Source organism: Pseudomonas sp. MH9.3, assembly GCF_034354675.1.
Classification (GTDB): domain Bacteria; phylum Pseudomonadota; class Gammaproteobacteria; order Pseudomonadales; family Pseudomonadaceae; genus Aquipseudomonas.
Genome location: NZ_CP133785.1, coordinates 5,075,340 through 5,101,490 on the forward strand (window position 1 = coordinate 5,075,340; position 26,151 = coordinate 5,101,490).

The 26,151-nt window shown below is 60.4% G+C and carries 21 protein-coding genes; 12 read left to right on the forward strand and 9 right to left on the reverse strand.

The genetic code is table 11. From position 1 onward, the window contains the following. Positions 1-142: 142 nt before the first annotated feature. A complete protein-coding gene (locus tag RHM60_RS22585) occupies positions 143-2,734 on the reverse strand; it encodes a glycosyltransferase (RefSeq protein WP_209989497.1) in 2,592 nt (863 codons plus the stop codon). Between the two features lie 217 nt (positions 2,735-2,951). Here RHM60_RS22585 and tcdA point away from each other — a divergent pair, with 217 nt between their 5' ends. Beyond that, positions 2,952-3,761, forward strand: coding sequence for a tRNA cyclic N6-threonylcarbamoyladenosine(37) synthase TcdA (gene tcdA, locus RHM60_RS22590; protein WP_416195152.1), 810 nt, complete (start codon positions 2,952-2,954; stop codon positions 3,759-3,761). A 783-nt stretch (positions 3,762-4,544) separates the two neighbouring features. On the opposite strand, the gene RHM60_RS22595 is transcribed toward tcdA, so the two are convergent. The 4 genes from RHM60_RS22595 to RHM60_RS22610 form a co-directional block, all read right to left on the reverse strand. Further along, complete coding sequence (locus RHM60_RS22595) at positions 4,545-4,961, reverse strand: SufE family protein (protein WP_209989503.1); 417 nt, start codon at positions 4,959-4,961, stop codon at positions 4,545-4,547. Continuing rightward, entirely contained in the window at positions 4,958-6,163 is a 1,206-nt protein-coding gene (locus tag RHM60_RS22600; RefSeq protein ID WP_231421981.1) for an aminotransferase class V-fold PLP-dependent enzyme, read from the reverse strand. The genes RHM60_RS22595 and RHM60_RS22600 overlap by 4 nt, the downstream gene beginning before the upstream one ends. Before the next feature lie 69 nt (positions 6,164-6,232). Then, on the reverse strand, positions 6,233-7,267 hold the full coding sequence (gene dapD / locus RHM60_RS22605) for a 2,3,4,5-tetrahydropyridine-2,6-dicarboxylate N-succinyltransferase (RefSeq protein WP_322212841.1): 1,035 nt from the start codon (positions 7,265-7,267) through the stop codon (positions 6,233-6,235). Between the two features lie 31 nt (positions 7,268-7,298). Next, complete coding sequence (locus RHM60_RS22610; protein ID WP_322214660.1) at positions 7,299-7,607, reverse strand: arsenate reductase; 309 nt, start codon at positions 7,605-7,607, stop codon at positions 7,299-7,301. 239 nt (positions 7,608-7,846) lie between these two features. On the opposite strand from RHM60_RS22610, the gene RHM60_RS22615 reads away from it, so the two are divergent. Further along, complete coding sequence (locus RHM60_RS22615; protein ID WP_209989514.1) at positions 7,847-9,496, forward strand: Na+/H+ antiporter; 1,650 nt, start codon at positions 7,847-7,849, stop codon at positions 9,494-9,496. 9 nt (positions 9,497-9,505) lie between these two features. Here RHM60_RS22615 and RHM60_RS22620 read toward each other — a convergent pair whose 3' ends face one another. The 4 genes from RHM60_RS22620 to map form a co-directional block, all read right to left on the reverse strand. Then, the gene (locus tag RHM60_RS22620; RefSeq protein ID WP_322212843.1) at positions 9,506-10,249 is read right to left on the reverse strand and encodes a M12 family metallopeptidase; all 744 of its coding nucleotides are present in this window, start codon (positions 10,247-10,249) and stop codon (positions 9,506-9,508) included. 108 nt (positions 10,250-10,357) lie between these two features. Then, on the reverse strand, positions 10,358-11,557 hold the full coding sequence (gene dapC, locus RHM60_RS22625) for a succinyldiaminopimelate transaminase (protein ID WP_322212844.1): 1,200 nt from the start codon (positions 11,555-11,557) through the stop codon (positions 10,358-10,360). Positions 11,558-11,719: 162 nt separating this feature from the next. Continuing rightward, positions 11,720-14,422 carry a [protein-PII] uridylyltransferase gene (locus RHM60_RS22630; RefSeq protein WP_231421986.1) on the reverse strand — a complete coding sequence of 901 codons (2,703 nt, stop codon included), beginning with the start codon at positions 14,420-14,422 and terminating at the stop codon, positions 11,720-11,722. A 60-nt stretch (positions 14,423-14,482) separates the two neighbouring features. Beyond that, complete coding sequence (gene map / locus RHM60_RS22635; RefSeq protein WP_209989528.1) at positions 14,483-15,265, reverse strand: type I methionyl aminopeptidase; 783 nt, start codon at positions 15,263-15,265, stop codon at positions 14,483-14,485. Positions 15,266-15,652: 387 nt separating this feature from the next. Between map and rpsB the strand changes: the two genes are divergently transcribed. The 10 genes from rpsB to RHM60_RS22685 all read left to right on the forward strand — a co-directional run bounded on the left by rpsB (position 15,653) and on the right by RHM60_RS22685 (position 26,151). Further along, the gene (rpsB, locus tag RHM60_RS22640; protein ID WP_003219330.1) at positions 15,653-16,390 is read left to right on the forward strand and encodes a 30S ribosomal protein S2; all 738 of its coding nucleotides are present in this window, start codon (positions 15,653-15,655) and stop codon (positions 16,388-16,390) included. A 204-nt stretch (positions 16,391-16,594) separates the two neighbouring features. After that, positions 16,595-17,458: a translation elongation factor Ts gene (tsf, locus tag RHM60_RS22645; RefSeq protein WP_003231235.1), complete on the forward strand. Its 864-nt coding sequence runs from the start codon at positions 16,595-16,597 to the stop codon at positions 17,456-17,458. A gap of 211 nt (positions 17,459-17,669) precedes the next feature. Next, positions 17,670-18,413, forward strand: a complete 744-nt coding sequence (gene pyrH, locus RHM60_RS22650) for a UMP kinase (protein WP_003189161.1) — start codon at positions 17,670-17,672, stop codon at positions 18,411-18,413. Next, positions 18,410-18,967, forward strand: a complete 558-nt coding sequence (frr, locus tag RHM60_RS22655; protein ID WP_003231233.1) for a ribosome recycling factor — start codon at positions 18,410-18,412, stop codon at positions 18,965-18,967. Before pyrH ends, frr begins: the two co-directional genes overlap by 4 nt. 17 nt (positions 18,968-18,984) lie before the next feature. Continuing rightward, complete coding sequence (uppS, locus tag RHM60_RS22660) at positions 18,985-19,740, forward strand: polyprenyl diphosphate synthase (RefSeq protein ID WP_209989532.1); 756 nt, start codon at positions 18,985-18,987, stop codon at positions 19,738-19,740. Next, positions 19,741-20,547, forward strand: a complete 807-nt coding sequence (locus tag RHM60_RS22665; protein ID WP_209989534.1) for a phosphatidate cytidylyltransferase — start codon at positions 19,741-19,743, stop codon at positions 20,545-20,547. After that, positions 20,544-21,734 carry a 1-deoxy-D-xylulose-5-phosphate reductoisomerase gene (gene ispC / locus RHM60_RS22670; RefSeq protein ID WP_231421988.1) on the forward strand — a complete coding sequence of 397 codons (1,191 nt, stop codon included), beginning with the start codon at positions 20,544-20,546 and terminating at the stop codon, positions 21,732-21,734. The genes RHM60_RS22665 and ispC overlap by 4 nt, the downstream gene beginning before the upstream one ends. Before the next feature lie 53 nt (positions 21,735-21,787). Then, on the forward strand, positions 21,788-23,140 hold the full coding sequence (gene rseP, locus RHM60_RS22675; protein ID WP_322212848.1) for a sigma E protease regulator RseP: 1,353 nt from the start codon (positions 21,788-21,790) through the stop codon (positions 23,138-23,140). 74 nt (positions 23,141-23,214) lie between these two features. Next, positions 23,215-25,602 (forward strand): outer membrane protein assembly factor BamA, encoded by a 2,388-nt coding sequence (gene bamA / locus RHM60_RS22680; protein WP_209989542.1) that lies wholly within the window; start codon positions 23,215-23,217, stop codon positions 25,600-25,602. A 45-nt stretch (positions 25,603-25,647) separates the two neighbouring features. Then, entirely contained in the window at positions 25,648-26,151 is a 504-nt protein-coding gene (locus RHM60_RS22685) for an OmpH family outer membrane protein (protein WP_003189173.1), read from the forward strand.

Sequence of the window (26,151 nt, forward strand, 5' to 3'; positions counted from 1 at the left end):
AAATGATGTCACTGACTTGCAGCCATCGGGAGCAAGCCCCTCCCACATAAGGCAATCGGTGCTTGCCTGATCCAACAAAACGGCCGTTATCTTATAGCAAAACGGCGACCAGAGGCCGCCGTTTAGTGCATTGCGCAAGTTTTTACGCCGCAGGCACAGGCTCGGGCGCCGCTGCCGGTTTGGGCAGTGACGACAGGAACGCCATGATCAGCGCGGCCACATACGGCAGCGACTGCACCAGCAGCATCACCACCCAGAAGCGCATGTCATTGCTTGGCAGGCCCTGCACCAGGTAGATCCCCAGCGCCGCGCCCCACAACAGCAGCATGATGAACATCTCTTCGCGCGCTTCGGAAATTGCCACCCAAAAGCCGTGGTTATCGGCGTTTTTCGGCGTACGGAAGAACGGAATGCTGGTGGTGAAAAAGCCATACAGCACCGCCTTGGCGATGGTGTGCGACAACGCCAGCCCGGCCAGGGCCGCGCAGAACGCGTCCTTGAGGTTCACGCCGACGGCGCGGCGGTACAGGAAGATGATCTTGCCCACCTTGAACACGAACAGCGCCAACGGCGGAATCGCGAAAATCAGCAACGGCGGGTCGACCCGCGTCGGCACGATGATCATCGCCGCCGACCACAACAGCGCGCCGACGGTGAAGAAGATGTTCATGCCGTCCGCCACCCACGGCAGCCAGCCCGCGAGGAAGTGGTAGCGCTGACCACGGGTCAGCTCGGTGCCCTTGCCGCGCAAGAGGCTCGCGGTGTGGCGCTTGATGATCTGGATCGCGCCATAGGCCCAGCGAAAACGCTGCTTCTTGAAGTCGATGAAGGTGTCGGGCATCAGGCCCTTGCCGTAGCTGTCGTGGTAATACGCCGCCGAGAGGCCTTTCTCGAATACCCGCAGGCCCAGTTCGGCGTCTTCGCAGATGCACCAGTCGGCCCAGCCGAGCTCTTCGAGCACCGAGCGACGGGTCATGGTCATGGTGCCGTGCTGGATGATCGCGTCACGGTCGTTGCGGGTGACCATGCCAATGTGGAAGAAGCCCTTGTATTCGGCGTAGCAGAGCTTCTTGAAGGTGCTTTCGTTCTGGTCGCGGTAATCCTGTGGCGATTGCACCACGGCGATTTTCGGGTCGGCGAAGTGCGGCACCATGTGCTTGAGCCAGTTGGGCGACACGCAGTAGTCCGAGTCGATCACCGCGATTACTTCGGCGTCCACGGCGGTGTGCGGGATCAGGTAGTTCAGCGCGCCGCCCTTGAAGCCGGCCAGGGGCGAGACGTGGAAAAACTTGAAGCGCGGGCCGAGGGTTTCACAGTAATCGCGCACCGGTTCCCACACCGCGGGGTCCTTGGTGTTGTTATCGATGATCAGGACTTCGTAGTCCGGGTAATCGAGGGCGGCCAGGGCGTCGAGGGTCTGTTTGACCATCTCCGGCGGCTCGTTGTAGCACGGCACATGGATCGATACTTTCGGGCGGTAATCCGAATCACCTTCCACCGGCAGGAATTCACGTCGACGCTTGTGCGTCCACACCGCTTCGGCCAATTCGTGGGCCTCGGTCAGTAACACGATGAACACGCCCATGGCACCCAGTGCCAGCAGGAATCCGACGGTCAGGCTGAACCAGGTGCTGTACTGCTGGCTGTAGTCGTAGCCGATCCACACCAGCACCGACCCGCACAAGAACGCAATAAAGGTCAGGAAGGTACGACCGCGCTGACGCAGCGCCGAGCCATCGATCATCAGCAGGGTCAGCGAGAGCAGGGCCAGCACCACCGAGCCGATCGCCAGCACCCGCCATTGCGGGATCGCGACCACCGGCCCTTCAAAGTTGAATTTCTGCTGGCGCGCCGCGTTGAACACGCCCCAGTAGGCGCCTGCCGAGCCTTCGTCGCTGACCTTCCAGGGCTGGTCGAACGCCTCGATCACGAAATAGTTAAAGCCCTGGCGATTAAGCTTGTTGACCAGTGTGCGCAGGTAGATCGCCTGGTCGGCCGGGGACGATTCATTGCCGCCACGCATGCGCCCGTTGCTCGGCCAGCCGACTTCGGACAGCAGCAGCGGTTTTTTCGGGAACAGTTTCTTCAGGTCGCGGGCGCGGTCGAGTACGTACTGGCCGGCCTTGTCCATCGGAATGAATTCCCAGAACGGCAGGATGTGCGCGGCGATCAGGTCGACGTGCCTGGCCAGTTGCGGGTTCTTTTCCCATATGTGCCATTGCTCGGAGGTGGTCACCGGCACTTTCACCGCGGCGCGCACCCGGTCCAGCAGCACGATCAGCGCTTCGGGGGTGATTTCTTCACGGAACAGCGCTTCGTTGCCCACTACCACGCGCACCACGCTGCGCGAGCTGTTGGCGATTTCGATGGCGCGCTGGATTTCACGCTCGTTGCGTTCCAGGTCCGGGCTGATCCAGATGCCCAGGGTCACGCGCAGGCCGAACTCTTCGGCCAGCTTGGGGATATCGCCCAGGGTGCCGTCGACCGAGTAGGTACGGATGTTGTCCGTCAGCTTGCTCATGATTTCGAGATCGCGACGCATCTGGTCGTCGCTCGGGTACTGATTTTTCTGCGGGTACTGGCCTTGCTGGAACGGCGAGTAGGAGAACCCCGAGATCTGTTCAGGCCAGTTGGGAGTGGTGACCGGGCGGTTGATCAGCGCCCAGAAACCGGTGAACAGCGCGGCAATTGCCAGCACCACCACCAGGTTGAGTCCAAATTTACGCGATGACATGGCGATTTCGGGTTCCAAAGGGTGCGGAACGAAAAGAGGCGTCGGCTAACGCCGAACGGCGCGCATCCTACACCGGCCTTTCCCTGAGCGTACAGCAAGCCGAGAAAAACCTGACTTTGGGCAGCGAAACGCCCACTAAGTTCTTCACCGGTCAGTTGTCGCTTAAAACTTGCCGCTGCGTAGCCCATACTGCGCGCCGGTTTTTGGGGTAATGGTCATGAGCACAGAAGATCCACGGTTTGCAGGCGTCGCTCGCTTGTATGGCATTGAAGGCCTGGAACGCTTGAAAGCGGCCCATGTGGCGATCGTCGGCGTCGGCGGCGTTGGCTCCTGGGCGGCGGAAGCCATGGCCCGTTGCGGGGTGGGTGAGATTTCGCTGTTTGACCTGGACGATGTCTGCGTCAGCAACAGCAACCGCCAGTTGCACGCGCTGGACAGCACCGTGGGCAAACCCAAGGTCGAGGTCATGGCCGAGCGCCTGCGCAGCATCAACCCGGCGTGCACGGTGCATGCAGTGGCCGATTTCGTGACCCGCGACACCATGGCTGAATACATCACGCCGAACATCGACTGCGTGATCGACTGCATCGACGCGGTCAACGCCAAGGCCGCGCTGATTGCCTGGTGCAAGCGCCGCAAGATCCAGATCATCACCACCGGCGGCGCGGGTGGGCAAATTGATCCGACGCTGATTCAGGTGTGCGACCTGAACCGCACGTTCAACGACCCGCTGGCCTCGAAAGTGCGCTCGACCCTGCGTCGTGACTACGGGTTCTCGCGCACGGTGACGCGTCATTACAGCGTGCCTTGTGTGTTTTCCAGTGAGCAACTGCGCTATCCGAAGCCGGATGGCAGCATCTGTTTGCAGAAGAGTTTTGTCGGCGATGGGGTGAAGCTGGACTGCGCGGGTGGGTTTGGTGCGGTGATGATGGTGACTGCGACGTTTGGGATGGTGGCGGCGACCAAGGCGGTGGATAAGATTGTGACGGGGGGGCGCAGGCCGTCGGAGCGGGTTAAGGCGAATTAGGTGGGGGTGGGGGGTGGGGTACATATCCGTTGCTGCGGTAACGGCTGATATGGGTTCCGCCCTTACGGCGGGTCACTTTTTGAAGAGCGCAAAAAGTAACCAAAAACGCTTTGCCCCACCACTCGGCACCTCGCTCAGGCTCGGTGTGCCCGCACGCAGGCTTGAATCCGTGGGCCGCCGCAATGGGCCATCCCTGGCCCAGTGCGGCTAACCCGGCGTCCTGCCGGGTTACCCACGGATTCAAGCCTGCGTGCGGCCAGCGTGGTTGACGGGGCGCTTGAGATCAAGATCAAAAGCCAAAGCAAAGCAAAGCAAAGCAGATCAAAAGCAGTGTGATATCCGACAGACAAATGGAGATCAACTGTGGGAGGGGGCTTGCTCCCGATGGCAGTGGGTCAGCTACACATAAGCTGACTGACACTCAGCCATCGGGAGCAAGCCCCCTCCCACATTTTGAACAGCGTTCGGCAGCCAATTCCGGTCGGCTCTAAGGCCGCCGCGCTTTTGCTTTTGATCTGTGGCGCCCCGTCAAACACGCTGGCCGAACGCAGGCTTTGGAGCGTGGGTAACCCGGCAGGACGCCGGGTTAGCCGCGCTGGGCCAGGGATGGCCCATCGCGGCGGCCCACGGTCCAAAGCCGGAGTGAGGGCACACCGAGCCCAGGCGAGGTGCCGAGTGTTGGGGCAAAGCGTTTTTGGTTACTTTTTGCGCTCTTCAAAAAGTGACCCGCCGTAAGGGCGGAACCCATATCAGCCGTTACCGCAGCAACGGATATGCCCCCCCTCAACTCTGCATACAACTCAACGCCCGCATACGCTGCAAAACCGCATTCAACCCATTACTACGCGAAGGCGACAACTGCCGAGACAACCCCAGTTGATTGAACCAATCAGGCAAATCCACCACCTGCAGCTCAGCCGCAGAAAGCCCATTAACCCGCGCCAGCAACAGCGCCACCAACCCACGAATCATCCGCGCCTCGCTGCTGGCGGTAAACTGCCAGTGCCCGTCCTGCAAGCGACCCACCAACCACACCAGGCTTTCGCAGCCCTGCACCAGGTTGGCCTCGACCTTGTCTTGCTCCGCCAGTATCGGCAGCCGTTCGCCCCATTGCATCAGCATCCGCGCGCGCTGCTCCCAGTTGCCCACGGCCTGGAACGCCTGCAGCGCGGCCACCGCATCCACCGGCAATTGGCTCATCGCAACATATCCAGGGCCTGATCCAGCGCCGCGAAGAATCGCTCCAGGTCATCCGAGTCGTTGTACAGCGCCAGCGACACGCGGATCGCCCCGGACAATTGCATGGCCTTGAGCAACGGCATCGCACAATGATGGCCGGCACGGATGGCGATGCCTTGTTCGGTCAGCAGGTGAGCCAGGTCGGCGTTGTGCGCGCCTTCGACCACGAAGCTGGCTAGTGCTGCCTGCGGCGCGCCCAGTACGCGCACGCCGTTGCGCGCTTGCAGGCCGCGCAGCAGGTAGTCATGCAGGGCCGCTTCATGGGCGACGATGGCGTGCGGGTCCAGGGAACTCAGGTAGTCCAGGCTGGCGCCCAGGCCGATCACGCCGGCAATCGGCGGCGTGCCGGCCTCGAAGCCCAGCGGCGCGGGGCGAAAGCTCGCGGCGTGGTACTCGGCCTGCTGCACCATCTCGCCACCGAACTGCCAGTGACGCAGGTGATGCAGGGCTTCGTTGCGGCCGAACAGCACGCCGACGCCGTCCGGGCCGTAGAGCTTGTGGCTGGAAAATACATAGAAATCGCAGCCCAGGGTTTGCACGTCGTGGCGACCATGCACAATGCCCTGGGCGCCGTCGACCACGCTCAGGGCACCTTGCGCGCGGGCCAGTGCCAGCAAGTGTTGCAGGGGTTGCCAGGTGCCGAGCACATTGGACAACTGGCTCACAGCCAGCAGCCGCGTACGCGGGCCAATCAGTTCGGCGGCGGCGTCGAGGTCGATCACACCGGCTGCATCGAGCGGCAATACCACCAGTTTCAGCGCGCGGCGTTTGGCCAGCTGCTGCCACGGTAAAAGGTTGGCGTGATGCTCCAGGGCGCTGATGACCAGCTCATCGCCTGCATTGAACAAGTGCTCAAGGCCATACGCCAAAAGGTTCAGCGCCGAGGTGGCGCCATGGGTGAACACGATTTGCCCGCTGTCGCCTGCGTTGAGCCACTGCGCGACCTTCAGACGGCTGTCTTCGAACGCCTGGGTGGCATGGGCCCCCGGCAGATGCTGGGCACGGTGCACATTGGCGGCGCCATTGGTGTAGTAATGGCTGATCGCATCCAGCAAGGCCTGGGGTTTTTGTGTGGTGGCGGCATTGTCCAGATAGGTCTGGTCCTGCCGTTGCAGGGTGGCAATGGCCGGGAAATCGGCGCGCCAGGGGGAGGGCACAAGCATGGTGGTCAAGACTCGTATAAGCGAACCGCACCCCGAGGGCGCGGCCCGCCAGTGGCATCGAGTGGCTGCTTAGTTGTGAGCGTGCAGCGCTTCGTTCAGTTCGATGGCCGATTTGTGGGTTTTGCACTCCACGGCACCGGTCTCGGAATTACGGCGGAACAGCAGGTCAGGCTGGCCGGCCAGTTCGCGCGCCTTGACCACCTTGACCAGTTGGTTCTGCTCGTCCAGCAGTGCCACCTTGGTGCCGGCGGTCACGTACAGGCCCGATTCCACGGTGTTGCGGTCGCCCAGTGGGATACCGATACCGGCGTTGGCGCCGACCAGGCAGCCTTCACCGACCTTGATCACGATATTGCCGCCGCCCGAGAGCGTGCCCATGGTGGAGCAACCGCCGCCCAGGTCCGAGCCCTTGCCGACGAACACGCCAGCCGAGACACGCCCTTCGATCATGCCCGGGCCTTCGGTGCCGGCATTGAAGTTGACGAAACCTTCGTGCATCACCGTGGTGCCTTCGCCCACATACGCGCCCAGACGGATACGTGCGGCGTCGGCGATACGCACGCCGGCCGGGACCACGTAATCGGTCATTTTCGGGAACTTGTCCACCGAGAACACTTCCAGCAGATCGCCACGCAGGCGCGCTTCCAGCTGGCGCTCCGCCAGTTCATTGATGTCGATCGCGCCCTGGCTGGTCCACGCCACGTTCGGCAACTGCGGGAACACACCCGCCAGGCTCAGGCCGTGGGGCTTGACCAGGCGATGGGACAGCAGGTGCAGCTTGAGGTACGCCTCGGGCGTGGACGTGAGCGCGGCGTCTTCGGCCAGCAGGGTGGCGACCAGCGGCGTGTGGCTCTCGGCCAGGCGGCTCAGCAGCGCGGCCTGTGCAGTGTCGACGCCTTTAAGCGCGTCGGCCAGTTGCAGAGCCTGGGACACGGTGAAGGTGATGGCCTGGTTACCTTCGGTGTAACCGAGGATTGGCGCGATGGCCGCGACGATTTCAGCCGACGGGTTGAGCAGGGGTTGTGCGTAAAACACTTCCAGCCAGGCACCCTGGCGGTTCTGAGTGCCTACGCCGAAGCCCAGGCTGAACAGGGAATGGGACATGCTGTTACCTCTACAAAAATGGAAGGCTGGCCTACTTGAGGGCCGCCGAATAACTTTCTGGCTTGAAGCCAATCAGGGTTCTGTCTCCGAGATCGAGCACCGGGCGCTTGATCATCGAGGGTTGTGCGAGCATCAATTCAATGGCTTTCGACTGATCGAGATCGGCTTTGCGTTCGTCTTCGAGTTTGCGAAAGGTGGTGCCCGCATGGTTCAACACCACTTGCCAACCGTGCTCATTGCACCATTGGGTCAAATGTTCGCGGTCGATACCGGCCGTTTTGTAATCGTGAAACTGATAGGTGACGCCGTGCTCGTCGAGCCAGGTGCGCGCCTTTTTCATGGTGTCGCAAGCTTTGATGCCGAAAAGGTGCAACGTTTTGCTTGAATCGGTCAAGGAATTGCCCCCTTTTGGACTAATGAAACCGAAGGATCGCGGATTATGCCATGCCCAGCGGATTTGGGTGCTGTAGGACTTTTGTGCACAAGCCAGCGCAGCATAGGCAGCTAATATGGCACTTCAACTGCCAATTGTTGCCTGATGTGTGTCATTGCAAGTCGATTGTCCGGGAACCCCGCTTTATGCAAACCGCTTACACCGTGCTTATCCTGCTGATGCTGGTCAGCGTTTCGCGTCTCGTCGGACGTGTCATCCCCCTGCCGTTGCCCCTGGTGCAGATTGCCGCCGGCGCCTTGCTGGCCTGGCCGACGCTGGGGCTGCATGTGGCGCTGGACCCGGAGCTGTTCCTGTTTCTGTTTTTGCCGCCGCTGTTATTCTCCGATGGCTGGCGCATGCCCAAGCGCGAGTTGTGGCGCTTGCGCGGACCGATCCTGACGCTGGCCGTGGGGCTGGTGCTGTTCACCGTGGTGGGCGCGGGCTATTTCATTCATTGGCTGTTGCCTGCGATCCCGCTTCCGGCGGCCTTCGCGTTGGCGGCGGTGTTATCACCAACGGACGCGGTAGCCGTGTCGGCCATTTCCCAGAATCGCCTGCCCAAGCCGCTTATGCACATGCTGCAGGGCGAGGCGCTGATGAATGATGCGTCGGGCCTGGTGACCTTCAAGTTCGCCCTGGCGGCGGCGTTGACCGGGGTGTTTTCCCTCGCAGACGCCAGTCTGACGTTTGTGTTGGTGGCGGTGGGCGGCCTGGCAGTGGGTGTGGCGTTGAGCTGGCTGGTCGGCCGTCTGCGCGCCTGGATGATCGCGCGCGGCTGGGACGATCCGGCCACCCATGTGGTGTTCATGTTGCTGCTGCCATTTGCCGCGTACGTATTGGCCGAGCGCCTGGGCGCGTCAGGCATCCTCTCGGCGGTGGCGGCGGGCATGATGCAAAGTTGGCTTGACCTGCTGCCGCGCCAGACCAGTACGCGCCTGCTCAATCGCAGCGTCTGGTCGTTGCTGGAATTCGCCTTCAACGGTCTGATATTTCTACTGTTGGGTCTGCAACTGCCGGACATCATCAAGGCTGTTGTCAGCCATGAGCCGACCGTGTGGCCAACCCTGTTGTACCGCTGTCTGGACGTGATTGCGATCTTCCTGGTGCTGGTGGTGTTGCGCTTTATCTGGGTGCAAAGCATCTGGCGCCTGTCAGTCCTGCTCCGACGTATACGTGGGAAAGGTGAGCTGACCCAGGTGCCGACCGCGCGCTCGTGCTGGCTGTTGACCTTTGGCGGCGTGCGCGGTGCCGTGACCCTGGCCGGTGTCATGTCGGTGCCCTTGCTGCTGGCGCCGGGTCAGGATTTTCCCGAGCGCGACCTGCTGATCTTCATCGCGGCCGGGGTGATTCTGTTGTCGCTGGTCGCAGCCTGCATTGCCTTGCCCCTGCTGTTGCGGGGTATCGAAAAGAGCCCGGATGAAAAACGCCACAACGAAGTGCGCGAGGCCTGGAAGAAAACTGCTGTGGCGGCGATCCATGCCCTTGAAGCCGAGGAATCCGCCGAAGCAGACCCTGCGGATGCCGCCAAGGCAGCCCTGGCGACCGAGTTGCGGGCGCGGTTGATGTCGGAGTATCGCCATCAGTTGGAAGTGTTCAACGACTCCGCCGAAGCCCAGGCTTTGGCGCTGCAAATGGACCAGCTTGAACGCAAGCTGCGCCTCAAGGCCCTGCGTGCGCAGCGCCTTGAATTGTACCGCCTGAGCCGTCTTCACCAGATTGGTGATGACGTGTTGAGGGAGGTGTTGGCGGAACTGGATATGAGTGAAGCGAATCTGGGGACAGTCAGGCCAGGATAGCTGCAACGTCTACCGGTAGGCAGTTGAATTGGCGTCGCTGCCTTTAAAGCGGCTGGGCGTATAAAGCGTGCGAATGATTGCCTGGTCTCCCTTGGATAATGAGTAGTTTGGCGGCACTGCTTTTCCATCGATAGTTTCGCCGACATTAATGTGGTAGTGCATGATTGATCGGTCGTCGTAGGGGGACAGGAGTAGATCGGGTCCGGTATGAGTACTAAACATGTTGATCTCAACCGTATCTGCATCCCAGCCTTCGCTGTCACTCATGGACTTATAGACGTAGTCCTTGTCCCAGTTGATCGTGTTATCCGGGTGTTGGTGTTCGTGCTCCATTCCCAGGGCATGCCCGATTTCATGCAAGGCCGTCGTGCGAAAGACTGCCGAGTCGTCATTCCTGTCCAGGTGCATCGTCGGCTCGTCCAACGGCGTGTTTTCTGCGTCGGTACCGATCTCCGACCAATTACCCTGCAAACCCTCGTCATCGCTGATTCGAATGTCGCCTTCCTTGCCGTCGACAACGTTGAACTGCAGTGCGGGGGTGTGATGAGCCCATTCCCTGAGTGCGTCGATTACCAGTGCCTTACTTCTGTTGTCTCTCAGGTCCAATGCGATATTAACAATGCCGTCAGGCCATCTCTTACCCGTGTCCGCAATGCCTCTTTTGGTTCGAGATACATGTTCGGAGGCTGAAGCTTCTCTATGCATGTCAGATGGGTGAGGAGTAAAGGTCGATACTTGAATAGGGAAACTCATGCTTTCTACGCTCGGAATAAGGTACCGAGTAGTGGAAGGCAGGGTTCAATTGGTTCCCAGGGAAAATTGACCCCGCACTGCATTGCACAGCGCGGGATTTGAAAGGGATTACCGGGCGCGCTGAATGAAATCGCGAATCCGCTCCGCCGCTTCTACGCACTCTGCCAGCGGTGCCACCAGCGCCAGGCGTACGCGACCGGCGCCAGGGTTTACGCCGTCCGCTTCCCGCGACAGGTATGAGCCCGGCACCACGGTCACATGCTCTTGCACAAACAGGTCGCGGCAGAACGCGGCGTCGTCACCCTGCACATTCGGCCACAGGTAAAAGCCTCCGTCCGGGTGTTGTACGTCCAGCACCGGCTTGAGGATGGCCAGCACCGCGTCGAATTTCTCGCGATACAGATCACGGTTGGCCTGCACGTGGGCCTCATCCTGCCAGGCCGCAATGCTGGCGAGTTGGGTCTGCACCGGCATCGCGCAGCCGTGGTAGGTGCGGTACAGCAGGAAGGCCTTGAAGATGTCGGCATCGCCCGCCACGAACCCGGAACGCAGGCCCGGCAGGTTGGAGCGTTTGGACAGGCTGTGGAACACCACGCAGCGCTTGAAATCCTGGCGACCCAGCTCGACGCAGGCGCTGAGCAGGCCCGGTGGCGGGGTGTGCTCGTCGAAGTAGAGTTCGCTGTAGCACTCGTCGGCGGCGATGACGAAGTCGTACTCGTCGGCCAGGGCGATAAGTTTTTTCAGGGTGTCGACCGGGATGAGTGCGCCGGTCGGGTTGCCTGGGGAGCACAGGAAGAGGATCTGGCAGCGCTTCCAGATGTCCGGTGACACCGCGTCGAAATCCGGGTTGAAGCCGTTTTGATCCAGGCACGGCAGGTAATGCGGCTTGGCTCCAGCGAGGAACGCGGCGCCTTCGTAGATCTGGTAGAACGGGTTCGGGCTCACCACCAGCGCATCGTCGCTGCGATTGACCACGGTCTGGGTAAAGGCGAACAGCGCCTCACGGGTGCCGTTGACCGGCAGAATATTGCGCGCCGGGTCCAGCCAGCCCTTGGGCACATTGAAGCGACGTTCGCACCAGGCACCAATGGCTTCGCGCAGTGCCGGGATGCCCAGGGTGGTCGGGTACACCGCCATCTGGTCGAGGTTGTTGCTCAGCGCCTCGGCCACGAAGGAGGGAGAGGTGTGCTTGGGTTCGCCGATGGACAGGGCAATCGGGCGCTTGTCCGGGTTTGGCGTGACGCTGCCGAGCAGCGCGCGCAGTTTCTCGAACGGGTAGGGCTGCAGCTGGTTCAGGGCGTTGTTCATTGCAAGTCTCGTCAAATTCAGTTGTCGGCACGCGGTCTGGTTGCCGGGGAACATCCACTGTGGGAGGGGGCTTGCTCCCGATTACGGTGTGTCAGTCAGCTGATTTTTATCTGATCCACTGCTATCGGGAGCAAGACCCCTCCCACATAATCCCGGCATGGCTCAAATAGTCAGGCGGGTCAGCTCAACGCCGGGCTCCTGGGTCACGCTCAATTGCTGCACGATCGCCGCCTGCAGGCGCAGGCACAGTTCGGGGTCGGACAGCGGCTGGTTGTCGGCGTCGGTAATAAAGAACACGTCTTCCACGCGCTCGCCGAGCGTTGCAATCTTGGCATTTTGCAGTGACAGATCGAACTCCAGGAAAATCCCGCCGATGCGCGCCAGCAGGCCGGGGCGGTCGGGCGCGCTGAGTTCCAGTACGGTGACCGGGCGCTGCGCATCGTTGGAGATGGTGACCTGGGGCGCAAAGGCAAAATGCTTGAGCTGGCGCGGCACCCGGCGCTGGATAATGGTCGGGTAATCGTCCGGGTTGTGCAGGGCGTCGGTCAGGCCATCGCGGATCTTCTTCACCCGCGCCGGGTTGTCGCCGATGGACTCGCCCTCGGTGTCGAGCACGATGTAGGTGTCGAGGGTGAACTGGCTGCTGGAAGTGATCACCCGGGCATCATGGATGTTCAGGTTGAGCTGGTCCATGGCCGCCACGGTTACCGCGAAGAAGTCATGCTGGTCGGGCGCATAGATGAAGATCTGCGTGCCGCCCTCGAATTCGCGCTGGGTGGTTTCCTTGATCAGCACCAGCGGGCCACCATCGGCCGGCTGCTGCAGGATCGCGTCGGTGTGCCAGGCCACATCGCCGGCGGTGTGGCGCAGGAAGTAATCGTCGCCCAGTTGCGACCACAGTTGCTCGACGTCGTCCGGGTCGTTGCCGCCGCGCACCAGAATGTCCAGGGCCGCGCTCTGGGTGCGACGGATCTGCTCTTCGCGGTCCACCGGGTTTTCCAGGCCGCGGCGCAGGGCGCGCTTGGTCTCGGTGTACAGCTGGCGCAACAGGCTGGCGCGCCAGGAATTCCACAGCGTCGGATTGGTGGCGTTGATGTCGGAAACGGTCAGCACGTACAGGTAATCGAGGTGGGTTTCATCGCCGACGATCTGCGCGAAGTCGTGGATCACCTGCGGGTCGGACAAGTCCTTGCGCTGGGCGGTGGTCGACATCACCAGGTGGTTCTGCACCAGCCACACGATCAGGCGGCTGTCCCACAGCGGCAGCTGGTGGCGCTGGCAGAATGCTTCGGCGTCGACCGCGCCGATTTCCGAGTGATCGCCATGCCGGCCCTTGCCGATATCGTGGTACAGGCCGGCGAGGTAGATCAGTTCCGGCTTGGGCAGCTTGGCCATGAGCTTGCTGGCCAGCGGAAACTTCTCCGACACCTGGGTGTACTGCAACTTGCGCAGATGCTTGATCAGGTTGAGGGTGTGGGCGTCGACGGTGTAGATGTGGAACAGGTCGTGCTGCATCTGCCCGACGATAAAGCCGAACTCCGGCAGGTAGCGCCCGAGGATGCCGTAGCGGTTCATCCGCCGCAGGTTGCGATGGATGCCAATCCTGCACTTGAACAGTTCGATAAACAGGCTGGTGTTTCGAATGTCGTTGCGAAACTCGTCATCGATCAGGTGACGGTTTTCCCGCAGCAGGCGAATCGTGTCGGCGCGCACGCCTTTGATCTCCGGCTGCTGGGCCATCAGCACGAAGATTTCGAGCATGGCGAACGGGGTGCGGCTGAACACGTTGTCGTTGCGCGCCTCGATGTAGCCGTCGTGCAACTGGAAGCGCGAGTTGATGGGCTGCGGCGGCGCCTCATCCTCGGGCGCGAGGATCACTTCTTCGAAGTGCTGGATGATCAGGTCGCTGAGTTGGGCAATGCTCATCACCACCCGGTAATACTGCTGCATGAAGCTTTCGATGCTGGTCTTTGCGTCTTCGCCCTCGAAGCCGAGCAGGGTGGCGATGGAGCGCTGGTGGTCGAACAGCAGGCGGTCTTCCGAGCGCCCGGCGAGCATGTGCAGCGCGTAGCGCACCTTCCACAAAAACTCCTGGGACGACGCCAGCAGGGCGTTTTCGCTTTCGACCAGGAAGCCTTCGCCGGCCAGGGCGCGCAGGTTCAGGGTGCCGTACTGACGCCGCGCTACCCACAAAATCGTCTGGATATCCCGCAGCCCGCCCGGCGAGCCTTTGACGTTGGGCTCGAGGTTGTATTCGGTGTCGTTGTACTTGTGGTGCCGGGCTTTCTGCTCGGTGCGCTTTGCCAGGAAAAACTCCTTGCTCGGCCACATGTGCGCGGTGCTGGTGACTTCCAGCATGCGCTGGCGCAGACGCTCGGGGCCGGCGATGGTGCGGCTTTCCATCAGGTTGGTGATGACGGTCAGGTCGGCCCGGGCCTCTTCGGCGCATTCGGCCACCGAACGCACGCTCTGACCGACTTCCAGGCCGATATCCCACAGCAGGGTGAGAAAGCGCTCTATGGAATCGCGAAAGATCTCGTGGTCGTCGCTGTCCAGCAGGATCAGCAGGTCGATGTCGGAGTAGGGGTGCAGTTCGCCGCGCCCGTAACCGCCGACTGCCACCAGGGCGATATCCGCCTCGCGGCTCCAGCTGAACTGCTCCCAGGCCTTTTGCAGGATGTTGTCGACGAACCAGGCGCGATCCTCGATCAGTCGACGAATGTCCCGGCCGCTGCGAAAGCGCGCATCGAGCACTTCGCGGGCCTGGCGGATGGCCTTCTTGAACGCGGCGATGGGGCTCGCCTTCAGGGCCAGTTCGGCCTGGAACTGGCCACGGTCGAAGAGTTCGGGATCCACCTGGGGCATCGATCGGCTTTCCTTTCTATCTATTGAGTCGCACGCAACGTGGGAAAACCAGCGCAAGCCTTATGGCGAGACGCGTGCAATCGTGTCGTCGGCGCGCAGGGTGAAGATCTCGTAGCCGGTCTCGGTGACGAGCAAGGTGTGTTCCCACTGGGCCGAAAGCTTGCGGTCCTTGGTGATGGCCGTCCAGCCGTCGCCCAGCACCTTGGTGTCGGCCTTGCCCTGGTTGATCATCGGTTCGATGGTGAAAGTCATGCCCGCTTTGAGCTCCATGCCGGTGCCGGCACGGCCGTAGTGCAGGATCTGCGGCTCTTCATGGAACACGGTGCCGATGCCGTGGCCGCAGAATTCACGGACCACCGAGAAGCCGTTCTTTTCGGCGTGCTTCTGGATCACTTCACCGATGTCGCCCAGGCGGCAGCCGGGTTTGACGATCTCGATGGCCTTGTACATGCATTCCTGGGTCACCTGGGACAGGCGTTCGGCCCAGACCGGCACGTTGCCGACATGGAACATGCGGCTGGTGTCGCCGAAGTAGCGGTCCTTGATCACCGTGACGTCGATGTTCAGGGTGTCGCCGTCCTTCAGCGGTTTGTCGCCCGGGATGCCATGGCACACCACGTGGTTGACCGAGGTGCAGATCGACTTGGGGAAACCCTTGTAGTTGAGCGGCGCGGGGATGGCGCCCTGCACATTGACGATGTAATCGTGGCAGATCTGGTTCAGGGTTTCGGTGGTGACGCCGGGCTTGACGTGTTCGGCGATCATTTCCAGCACATCCGCAGCCAGCTTGCCGGCGATGCGCATGCCGGCGATGTCTTCGGCGGTTTTCAAACTAACGGTCATACGGGCTCTCTCTAGCGCAACGCGCTGAAATCAATACGGTTCAAGGGCGTGCGATAAAAGGTTACAGAATTCGCACAAGCCGCAAAAAACGCGATTCTATCAGACGCGGGCGGCAAATCATGAGCCCCTGATGATCGCTTCTGTCTATAAGGTGGGGCTAAATTGGCGCTATTCAAAGGGTTACAGTCGGGTTGCGCAGGCCGGATGTGATTTCGAGTTCCGTTTTCGTCTTCGCCGTGGTATAAAATGCGCCGCTTTCCGGGGATACCCCGCAGAGCTTAAATCCACACACGTGTCGACACGATGACCTGGGTGCCGGAGGCCTTGATGCCGCTGGTTGGTCATTGGGATACGTGGAGGCCAAACCCGACTTATTAAGGAACTATCATGTCCCAAGTCAACATGCGCGATATGCTGAAGGCCGGTGTGCACTTCGGTCACCAGACCCGTTACTGGAACCCGAAAATGGGCAAGTACATTTTCGGCGCGCGTAACAAGATTCACATTATCAACCTTGAAAAAACCCTGCCGATGTTCAACGAAGCACTGACCTTCGTAGAGCGCCTGGCCCAGGGCAAAAACAAGATTCTGTTCGTCGGCACCAAGCGTTCCGCCGGCAAGATCGTTGCTGAAGAAGCAGCACGTTGCGGCTCGCCGTACGTCGATCACCGCTGGTTGGGCGGCATGCTGACCAACTTCAAAACCATCCGTGCTTCCATCAAGCGTCTGCGTGACCTTGAAGTGCAAGCCGAAGACGGTACTTTCGCCAAGCTGACCAAGAAAGAGGCGCTGATGCGCACTCGCGATCTGGAAAAGCTCGATCGTTCCCTGGGTGGTATCAAGGACATGGGCGGCCTGCCTGACGCACTGTTCGTGATCGACGTTGATCACGAGCGCATCGCGATCACCGAAGCCAACAAGCTGGGCATCCCGGTTATCGGCGTTGTCGATACCAACAGCAGCCCGGAAGGCGTTGACTACATCATCCCGGGCAACGATGACGCAATCCGCGCTATCCAGCTGTACATGGGTTCGATGGCCGACGCTGTTATCCGTGGTCGCAACCACGTTGCTGGTGGCACCGAGCAGTTCGTTGAAGAAGCTCCGGTAGCCGCAGCTGAGTAATTGACGCCCTGGCGTTGACTCAGTAAGCAAAAAGGGGGCTTGGCCCCCTTTTTGCCCCCTCGGAAACCGTTTGTCGGCGCCCACTTGTGGCAGCGCAACAGTGCAACTGTAACGTGCAGCGGCCTGCGACGGTGATTCGGGAAGAATTGATCCCCCGTTCGATCGGGTGGAATGGTTGAAAACCTATCCAAGAGGAATTTGAAAATGGCAGCAATTACTGCAGCGTTGGTTAAAGAACTGCGTGAGCGTACTGGCGAAGGCATGATGGATTGCAAGAAAGCCCTGGAAAAGGCTGACGGCGACATCGAAAAAGCCATTGATGACATGCGTGCTTCCGGCGCCATCAAGGCTGCCAAGAAAGCAGGCAACGTGGCCGCTGAAGGCGCGATCGCTCTGAAGGAAGACGGCAAATCTGCCGTGCTGCTGGAAGTGAACTCGCAGACCGACTTCCTGGCCCTGCAGGATGACTTCAAGGCGTTTGTTGCCGCCAGCGTTGAAAAAGCGTTCGCCGACAAACTGACTGACGTCGCTCCGCTGATCGAAGCTCAGGAAGCAGATCGCCTGGTACTGGTCGGCAAGGTTGGCGAAAACGTCAACATCCGTCGCCTGGTTCGCGTTGAAGGTGATGTTGTCGGTGGTTATCTGCACGGTAACAAGATCGGTGTTGCCGTTGTGCTCAAAGGCGGCAACGTTGAGCTGGCCAAGGACATCGCTATGCACGTAGCGGCCAGCAACCCTGAGTTCCTGCTGCCTTCGGAAGTTTCTGCCGAAGCCATCGAGCGTGAAAAAGCTGTGTTCCTGCAGCTGAACGAAGAAAAAATCAAAGGCAAGCCAGAAAACATTGTTGAGAACATGGTCAAAGGCCGTATCAGCAAGTTCCTGGCCGAAGCAAGCCTGGTTGAGCAGGCGTTCGTCAAGAACCCTGAAATCAAGGTTGGCGAGCTGGCCAAGAAAGCCGGTGCCGAAATCGTTTCCTTCACTTACTTCAAGGTAGGCGAAGGCATCGAGAAGCCGGTCGACAACTTCGCTGAAGAAGTTGCTGCCCAGCTGGCTGCCGCCAAGCAATAAGACAGGTTTCAACTGTCGCCCGAAAGAGGCTGCCCGCTCACGCGCGCAGCCTCTTTTCAAATGGGCAGGCCGATTTAATTTGGCTTCCCTTCGGAACTGGCTTACAAAGCCGTGTTCCGATGGCGCTGTGACAGCGTCCAGCTAGAGTGAACGCAAGCCGTAAACGGCTCGCCAAGAATTTTTAAAAAATACGCCGCAGGAGAGATTCGCAATGGCTCAGCAGGGCAGTGGTTATCAGGCTCGCTATAAACGCATTCTACTCAAGCTCAGCGGCGAGGCCCTGATGGGCTCGGAAGAGTTCGGGATCGATCCCAAAGTGCTCGACCGCATGGCGCTGGAAGTCGGCCAGTTGGTTGGCATTGGTGTGCAGGTCGGCCTCGTGATCGGCGGCGGCAACCTGTTTCGCGGTGCCGCGCTGAGTGCGGCCGGCATGGACCGTGTGACCGGTGACCACATGGGCATGCTGGCCACTGTGATGAACGCCCTGGCCATGCGTGACGCGCTGGAGCGAGCCAATATCTCGGCCATCGTGATGTCGGCTATTTCCATGGTGGGCGTGACCGATCACTATGATCGCCGCAAAGCCATGCGCCATCTCAATTCCAAAGAGGTGGTGATCTTTGCCGCCGGCACCGGTAACCCGTTCTTCACCACCGATTCGGCGGCGTGCCTGCGTGCCATCGAAATCGATGCCGACGTGGTGCTCAAGGCCACCAAGGTGGACGGTGTGTACACCGCAGACCCATTCAAAGACCCGCATGCCGAGAAGTTCGATCATCTGACCTACGATGAAGTGCTGGATCGCAAGCTGGGCGTGATGGACCTGACGGCTATTTGCCTGTGCCGCGACCACAAAATGCCGCTGCGCGTATTTAACATGAACAAGCCCGGCGCCCTGCTGAACATCGTACACGGCGGCGCGGAAGGGACTCTGATCGAGGAAGGCCAACAATGATCAACGAAATCAAGAAAGACGCTCAAGAGCGTATGCAGAAATCCCTGGACTCCCTGAACCATGCATTTGGTCAGATTCGTACAGGCAAGGCTCACCCAAGCATTCTGGGCAGCGTGATGGTGCCGTACTACGGCGCAGACACCTCCATCACTCAGGTGGCCAACATCACCGTAAAGGACTCGCGCACCCTGCAGGTCGTGGCGTTTGAGCGCAATATGCTCGGCGCCGTCGACAAGGCCATCCAGAGCGCCGGCCTGAACCTCAACCCGACCAACCTGGGCGAGTTGCTGCTGATCTCCATGCCGGCGCTGACCGAAGAGACCCGCAAGGGCTTCACCAAGCAGGCGCGTAGCGCGGCAGAAGATGCGCGCGTTGCCGTGCGTAACATCCGTCGCGATGCCCTGGGTGACCTGAAGAAGCTGGTCAAGGACAAGGAAATCAGCGAAGACGAAGAACGTCGTGCCGTCGCCGATATCGACAAGCTGACCAAGGATGCCGAGGCGCAGATCACCAAGGCTACCGACGAGAAAGAAAAGGACCTGATGGCCGTATAAGGGGTCAGGACGCCTTCATGGAAAAGACCAAGCAGACTGTGCCCTCCGTGGTGCCGCGCCATGTCGCGATCATCATGGATGGGAATAATCGCTGGGCGAAGAAGCGCTTTATGCCGGGTGTTGCCGGGCATAAAGCGGGTGTCGACGCGGTACGGGCAGTGATTGAGGTGTGTGCCGAGGCCAAGGTCGAGGTGCTCACGCTGTTTGCCTTCTCCAGTGAGAACTGGCAGCGCCCGGCCGACGAAGTCAGTGCCTTGATGGACCTGTTCTTCAAGGCTCTGCGTCGCGAAGCCAAGCGCCTCAATGACAACAAGATCAGCCTGCGTATTATTGGCGACCGCTCGCGCTTTCATCCTGAACTGCAGACCGCCATGCGCGAAGCCGAGGCGATTACTGCCGGCGCCGACCGTTTTGTGCTGCAGATCGCCGCCAACTATGGCGGTCAGTGGGATATCGCCCAGGCTGCGCAGCGACTGGCCAGAGAAGTGCAGGCCGGTCACTTGCAACCGGAAGACATCTCGCCCGAACTGTTGCAGACCTGCCTGGTGACCGGCGATCTGCCGTTGCCGGACTTGTGCATTCGCACCGGTGGCGAGCACCGCATCAGCAATTTCCTGTTGTGGCAGCTGGCTTATACCGAGCTGTATTTCTCCGACCTGTTCTGGCCGGACTTCAAACACGATGCCATGCGCAATGCGCTGGCTGATTTCGCTTCCCGTCAGCGTCGCTTCGGTAAAACGAGCGAGCAGATCGAAGCTGGAGCCCGGGTTTAAATGCTTAAACAACGAATCATCACGGCACTCATCCTGCTGCCTATCGCGCTGTGCGGGTTTTTCCTGCTCGACGGTTCCGGCTTTGCACTGTTTATCGGTCTGGTCGTGACGCTGGGTGCCTGGGAATGGGCGCGTCTGGCGGGCTTCACCAGCCAACTGCCACGTGTGGTCTACGCCGCGGTGGTGGCGGTGCTGCTGTTCCTGATGTACATCCTGCCGGACATCGCGCCCTGGGTGTTGGGTGCGGCGGTGCTGTGGTGGGCGATGGCGACATTCCTCGTGCTGACTTATCCGCGCACCAGCGGCCACTGGTCCAGCGTGGCCTGCAAATTGGTGATCGGCCTGCTGATTCTGCTGCCGGCCTGGCAAGGACTGGTGGAGATCAAGCGTTTCCCGATTGGTAACCAATTGATCCTGGCGGTGATGGTGCTGGTCTGGGGGGCGGACATTGGCGCGTACTTTTCCGGCCGTGCCTTCGGCAAGCGCAAGCTCGCTCCGGCCGTCAGTCCCGGTAAAAGCTGGGAGGGCGTGTACGGCGGGCTCGCGTTGACGCTGCTGATCACGCTGGTAGTCGGGATTGTGCGCGACTGGTCACTGAAGGAAATTCTCCTGGGTCTGGTGGGCACAGCGATCGTGGTGTTTATTTCGGTGGTGGGTGACCTCACCGAAAGCATGTTCAAGCGCCAGGCCGGGATCAAGGACAGCAGCAACCTGCTGCCGGGCCACGGCGGCGTGCTGGACCGTATCGACAGTCTCACCGCTGCCATTCCGATCTTTGCCGTGCTGTTGTGGATGATCGCTTCGTGAGTCGTGCGCAACAGGTAACGGTGCTGGGTGCTACGGGTTCGATAGGGCTGAGCACCCTGGATGTGATTGCGCGGCATCCTGAGCGCTATCAGGTGTTCGCCCTTACGGGCTTCACGCGCGTGAAGGAATTGCTGGCGCTGTGCGTGCGCCATGTGCCGCGCTTTGCCGTGGTGCCTGAGGCGGCGGCTGCGCGCGGCTTGCAGGATGATCTGCGCGCTGCCGGGCTGGCCACTCGGGTGCTGGTGGGCGAGGAGGGGTTGTGCCAGGTGTCAGCGGACGCCGAAGTCGACACGGTGGTGGCTGCCATCGTCGGTGCCGCCGGACTGCGTCCGACGTTGGCTGCAGTCGATGCCGGCAAGAAAATTCTGCTGGCCAATAAAGAGGCGCTGGTAATGTCCGGCGCGCTCTTTATGCAGGCGGTGCGCAAGAGCGGCGCCGTGCTGCTGCCTCTGGACAGCGAACATAACGCTATTTTCCAGTGCATGCCCGGTGATTTCGCCCGTGGCCTCAATCAGGTGGGCGTGCGTCGGATTCTGCTGACCGCCTCCGGTGGGCCTTTCCGGCAAACTCCGCTGGCGCAGCTGGAGCATGTATCGCCGGAGCAGGCGTGCGCCCATCCGAACTGGTCCATGGGCCGCAAGATTTCCGTCGACTCGGCCAGCATGATGAACAAGGGCCTGGAACTGATCGAGGCGTGCTGGCTGTTCGATGCGCGGCCGGAGCAGGTCGAGGTGGTGATCCACCCGCAAAGTGTGATTCATTCCCTGGTCGACTATGTGGACGGTTCGGTGCTGGCGCAGTTGGGCAATCCCGACATGCGTACGCCCATCGCCAATGCCCTGGCGTGGCCGGAGCGGATTGATTCGGGGGTCGCACCCCTGGACTTGTTTGCCATTGCCCGCCTGGACTTCGAAGCGCCGGACGAGCAGCGTTTTCCGTGCCTGCGCCTGGCGCGCCAGGCGGCAGACGCAGGCAATAGCGCCCCGGCGATGCTCAATGCGGCCAATGAAGTGGCCGTGGCGGCGTTTCTCGAACGGCGCATCCGCTTTCCGCAGATCGCGAGTATCATCGACGACGTCCTGAACCTTGAGCCGGTAGTGGCCGTGAATGAGTTGGCGGCGGTGTTCGAGGCTGATACAAAGGCCCGGGCCCTGGCCGAGCAATGGCTGAACCGCAACGCGCGTTAGTCGGTGGGCATGTTTGAGCCTGCGGGCACTGGATTGGAATGCGGAGAAATTAGATGAGTGCGCTCTACATGATTGTCGGCACCCTGGTTGCTCTGGGTGTGCTGGTTACCTTCCACGAATTCGGCCACTTCTGGGTGGCACGCCGTTGTGGCGTGAAGGTGCTGCGCTTTTCCGTCGGCTTCGGTATGCCGCTGGTGCGTTGGCACGACCGCCAGGGCACCGAATTCGTGATCGCAGCCATCCCGCTGGGTGGTTACGTCAAGATGCTCGATGAGCGCGAAGGCGAAGTGCCGGCTGATCAGTTGGACCAGTCCTTCAATCGCAAGACCGTTCGTCAGCGTATCGCCATTGTTGCCGCAGGCCCGATCGCCAACTTCCTGCTGGCCATGGTGTTCTTCTGGGTATTGGCCATGCTGGGCAGCCAGCAGGTGCGTCCCGTCATTGGCGCGGTCGAGGCGCAGAGCATCGCAGCCAAGGCCGGTCTGACGGCGGGGCAAGAGATAGTTTCCATTGATGGCGAGCCGACCACGGGTTGGGGCGCGGTCAATTTGCAGCTGGTGCGCCGCCTGGGTGAGAGCGGCACCGTCAATGTGGTGGTGCGCGAGCAGGATTCCAGCGCCAAAACCCCGCGTGCATTGGTGCTGGACCATTGGCTCAGGGGCGCTGACGAGCCTGATCCGATCAAATCCCTGGGTATCCGGCCGTGGCGTCCATCGTTGCCTCCGGTGCTCGCCGAGCTGGATCCGAAAGGCCCGGCCCAGGCCGCAGGTCTGAAAACCGGCGACCGCCTGCTGGCGCTCGATGGCCAGCCGCTGAATGACTGGCAGCAAGTGGTCGATCTGGTGCGTGTACGTCCTGACAGCAAAATTGTGCTGAAAGTCGAGCGTGATGCCGCGCAAATCGACGTCCCCGTGACCTTGTCGGTTCGTGGCGAAGCCAAGGCGGCCGGGGGTTACCTGGGTGCCGGAGTGAAAAGCCCGGAGTGGCCGCCGTCGATGGTGCGCGAGGTCAGCTTCGGGCCGTTGGATGCGATTGGCGAGGGCGCGAAACGCACCTGGACCATGAGTGTGCTGACCCTGGAGTCCCTCAAGAAAATGTTGTTCGGCGAGCTCTCGGTAAAAAACTTGAGTGGACCGATAACCATTGCTAAAGTGGCGGGCGCTTCTGCCCAGTCGGGTGTCGCGGATTTCCTGAATTTCCTGGCTTATCTGAGTATCAGCCTTGGAGTTCTGAATTTGTTGCCCATCCCTGTACTGGATGGGGGGCATCTGTTGTTTTATCTGGTCGAGTGGGTGCGTGGTCGCCCCTTGTCGGATCGGGTGCAGGGTTGGGGGATACAGATCGGTATCAGTTTGGTGGTCGGGGTGATGTTGTTAGCCCTGGTCAACGATCTGGGTCGTCTGTAACGCTTCGCTGAATTGCGAATCTGCCGCATTTTGCGGCAGTTTGTTTATTGCCAGTTGGAATAAGAAAGGACTTCATGAAACGTCTGCTGCTAACTGCGGTTCTCACCGTATTGATGATCGCCGAAGTTCACGCCGAGTCCTTCACTATCTCCGATATTCGCGTCAACGGCCTCCAGCGGGTTTCCGCAGGTAGCGTCTTTGGTGCCTTGCCGTTGAACGTCGGGGAACAGGCGGATGATCGTCGCCTGGTGGAATCCACTCGTGCGCTGTTCAAAACCGGTTTCTTTCAAGACATCCAACTGGGTCGCGAAGGTAACGTCCTGGTCATCACCGTCGTCGAGCGACCTTCCGTCGCCAGTATCGAGATCGAAGGCAACAAGGCGATCTCCACTGAAGACCTGATGAAGGGCCTCAAGCAATCGGGCCTGGCCGAGGGCGAGATCTTCCAGCGTGCCACGCTCGAAGGTGTGCGTAACGAACTGCAACGCCAGTACGTTGCCCAGGGTCGTTACTCGGCCACGGTCGAGACCGAAGTGGTGCCGCAGCCGCGTAACCGTGTGGGCCTCAAGGTCAACATCAACGAAGGCACCGTGGCCGCCATTCAGCACATCAACGTGGTGGGCAACACCAAGTTCGATGATGACGAACTGGTCGGCCTGTTCGAGCTCAAGACCACCAACTGGCTGTCGTTCTTCAAGAACGATGACAAGTACGCCCGTGAAAAACTCTCCGGTGACCTGGAACGGCTGCGTTCCTTCTACCTGGACCGTGGCTATATCAACATGGATATCGCTTCGACCCAAGTGTCCATCACCCCGGACAAGAAACATGTGTACATCACCGTCAACGTCAATGAAGGTGAGAAGTACAAGGTTCGTGACGTCAAGCTGAGCGGCGACCTGAAAGTCCCTGAAGACCAGGTCAAGTCCCTCTTGCTGGTGCAGAAAGACCAGGTGTTCTCGCGCAAACTGATGACCACCACGTCCGAGCTGATCACTCGTCGTCTGGGCAACGAAGGCTACACCTTCGCCAACGTCAACGGTGTGCCGACTCCCCATGACGAAGACCACACCGTGGACATCACCTTCGTGGTCGATCCCGGCAAGCGTGCCTACGTCAACCGCATCAACTTCCGTGGCAACACCAAGTCCGCCGACGAAGTGCTGCGCCGCGAAATGCGCCAGATGGAAGGTGGCTGGGCGTCGACTTACCTCATCGACCAGTCCAAGACCCGTCTTGAGCGCCTGGGCTTCTTCAAGGAGGTCAACGTCGAGACCCCGGCCGTACCGGGTGTGGACGACCAGGTTGACGTGAACTACGCCGTTGAGGAGCAAGCTTCGGGTTCGATCACCGCCAGCGTCGGCTTTGCACAGAGTGCCGGCCTGATCCTCGGTGGCTCGATCACTCAGAACAACTTCCTCGGTACCGGTAACCGTGTGTCCATCGGCCTGACCCGAAGCGAATACCAGAGCCGCTATAACTTCGGTTATACCGACCCCTACTGGACGGCTGACGGTGTCAGCCTGGGCTACAACGCCTTCTACCGCACCACCGACTACAAAGACCTCGATGTCGACGTGGCAAGCTACGCGATCGACAGCCTGGGTGCTGGCGTCAACATCGGTTATCCGATCAGTGAGACCTCGCGTCTGACCTTCGGCCTCACCGCGCAGCAGGATGAGATCAAGACAGGTGTTTACACCGTGGATGAGATCTTTGACTTCACCCGTCGTGAAGGCGACAAGTTCCTGAACTTCAAGGCGTCTGCCGGCTGGTCCGAATCGACCCTGAACAAAGGTGTATTGGCGACCCGTGGCCATTCCCAAAGCCTGACTGCCGAAGTCACCACGCCGGGCAGCGACCTGTCGTTCTTCAAGCTCGATTACCGCGGCCAGTTGTTCCAGCCGTTGACCGATAACTACACCCTGCGCCTGCATACCGAGCTGGGCTATGGCGACGGTTACGGTTCAACCAATGGCCTGCCGTTCTATGAGAACTACTACGCAGGTGGTTTCAACTCGGTACGTGGCTTCAAGGACAGTACCTTGGGTCCTCGTGGTACGCCGAGCCGTGGTCAGGCGTTTACCGGTAACCAGGGCACCCAGGTGGACTCGGACAACGACCCACTGCCGTTCGGTGGTAACGTGCTGATCCAGGGTGGCGCGGAAGTCCTGTTCCCACTGCCGTTCGTGAAAGACCAGCGGTCTCTGCGTACGTCGGTCTTCTGGGACGTGGGTAACGTGTTCGATTCCAAGTGTGACCAGATCACCAACCCGAGCGGCGTGAAGTCCAATACCCAGTGTAACGACGTGAGCCTCAGCAATCTGGCGAGCTCCGTGGGTGTGGGTGTGACTTGGGTGACCGCGCTGGGTCCGTTGAGCTTTGCTCTGGCCATGCCGATCAAGAAACCGGATAACGCTGAAACCCAGATTTTCCAATTCTCCCTCGGCCAGACGTTCTAAGCGTCTGACCCAAGATAACGACAACGGATTCTGTAGGAGTACATCGTGCGTAAGTTGACTCAATTGGTCCTGCTGGCCACCGTGCTGGTAACCACCCCGGCCTTCGCCGAAATGAAAATCGCCGTGCTGAACTATCAGATGGCCTTGCTCGAATCCGACGCGGCCAAGCGTTACGCCGTGGATGCCGAGAAGAAATTCGGTCCGCAACTGACCAAGCTCAAGACTCTGGAAAGCAGCGCCAAGGGCATTCAGGATCGTCTGGTCGCCGGTGGCGACAAGATGCAGCAGGGCGAGCGCGAGCGCCTGGAGCTTGAATTCAAGCAAAAGGCCCGTGACTACCAGTTCCAGTCCAAGGAACTGAACGAAGCCAAGGCTGTTGCCGACCGCGAAATGCTCAAGCAGCTCAAGCCGAAACTGGACAGCGCTGTGGAAGAAGTCATCAAGAAAGGTGCCTTTGACCTGGTGTTCGAGCGCGGCGCCGTGATTGACGTCAAACCTCAATACGACATCACCCGTCAGGTGATCGAGCGCATGAACCAGCTGAAGTAA

Bases quoted from the DNA above. Each gene is read 5' to 3' on its own strand.
- RHM60_RS22585 (WP_209989497.1), bottom strand. From the start codon at position 2,734: ATGTCATCGCGTAAATTTGGACTCAACCTGGTGGTGGTGCTGGCAATT.
- tcdA (WP_416195152.1), top strand. From the start codon at position 2,952: ATGAGCACAGAAGATCCACGGTTTGCAGGCGTCGCTCGCTTGTATGGC.
- RHM60_RS22595 (WP_209989503.1), bottom strand. From the start codon at position 4,961: ATGAGCCAATTGCCGGTGGATGCGGTGGCCGCGCTGCAGGCGTTCCAG.
- RHM60_RS22600 (WP_231421981.1), bottom strand. From the start codon at position 6,163: ATGCTTGTGCCCTCCCCCTGGCGCGCCGATTTCCCGGCCATTGCCACC.
- dapD (WP_322212841.1), bottom strand. From the start codon at position 7,267: ATGTCCCATTCCCTGTTCAGCCTGGGCTTCGGCGTAGGCACTCAGAAC.
- RHM60_RS22610 (WP_322214660.1), bottom strand. From the start codon at position 7,607: ATGAAAAAGGCGCGCACCTGGCTCGACGAGCACGGCGTCACCTATCAG.
- RHM60_RS22615 (WP_209989514.1), top strand. From the start codon at position 7,847: ATGCAAACCGCTTACACCGTGCTTATCCTGCTGATGCTGGTCAGCGTT.
- RHM60_RS22620 (WP_322212843.1), bottom strand. From the start codon at position 10,249: ATGAGTTTCCCTATTCAAGTATCGACCTTTACTCCTCACCCATCTGAC.
- dapC (WP_322212844.1), bottom strand. From the start codon at position 11,557: ATGAACAACGCCCTGAACCAGCTGCAGCCCTACCCGTTCGAGAAACTG.
- RHM60_RS22630 (WP_231421986.1), bottom strand. From the start codon at position 14,422: ATGCCCCAGGTGGATCCCGAACTCTTCGACCGTGGCCAGTTCCAGGCC.
- map (WP_209989528.1), bottom strand. From the start codon at position 15,265: ATGACCGTTAGTTTGAAAACCGCCGAAGACATCGCCGGCATGCGCATC.
- rpsB (WP_003219330.1), top strand. From the start codon at position 15,653: ATGTCCCAAGTCAACATGCGCGATATGCTGAAGGCCGGTGTGCACTTC.
- tsf (WP_003231235.1), top strand. From the start codon at position 16,595: ATGGCAGCAATTACTGCAGCGTTGGTTAAAGAACTGCGTGAGCGTACT.
- pyrH (WP_003189161.1), top strand. From the start codon at position 17,670: ATGGCTCAGCAGGGCAGTGGTTATCAGGCTCGCTATAAACGCATTCTA.
- frr (WP_003231233.1), top strand. From the start codon at position 18,410: ATGATCAACGAAATCAAGAAAGACGCTCAAGAGCGTATGCAGAAATCC.
- uppS (WP_209989532.1), top strand. From the start codon at position 18,985: ATGGAAAAGACCAAGCAGACTGTGCCCTCCGTGGTGCCGCGCCATGTC.
- RHM60_RS22665 (WP_209989534.1), top strand. From the start codon at position 19,741: ATGCTTAAACAACGAATCATCACGGCACTCATCCTGCTGCCTATCGCG.
- rseP (WP_322212848.1), top strand. From the start codon at position 21,788: ATGAGTGCGCTCTACATGATTGTCGGCACCCTGGTTGCTCTGGGTGTG.
- bamA (WP_209989542.1), top strand. From the start codon at position 23,215: ATGAAACGTCTGCTGCTAACTGCGGTTCTCACCGTATTGATGATCGCC.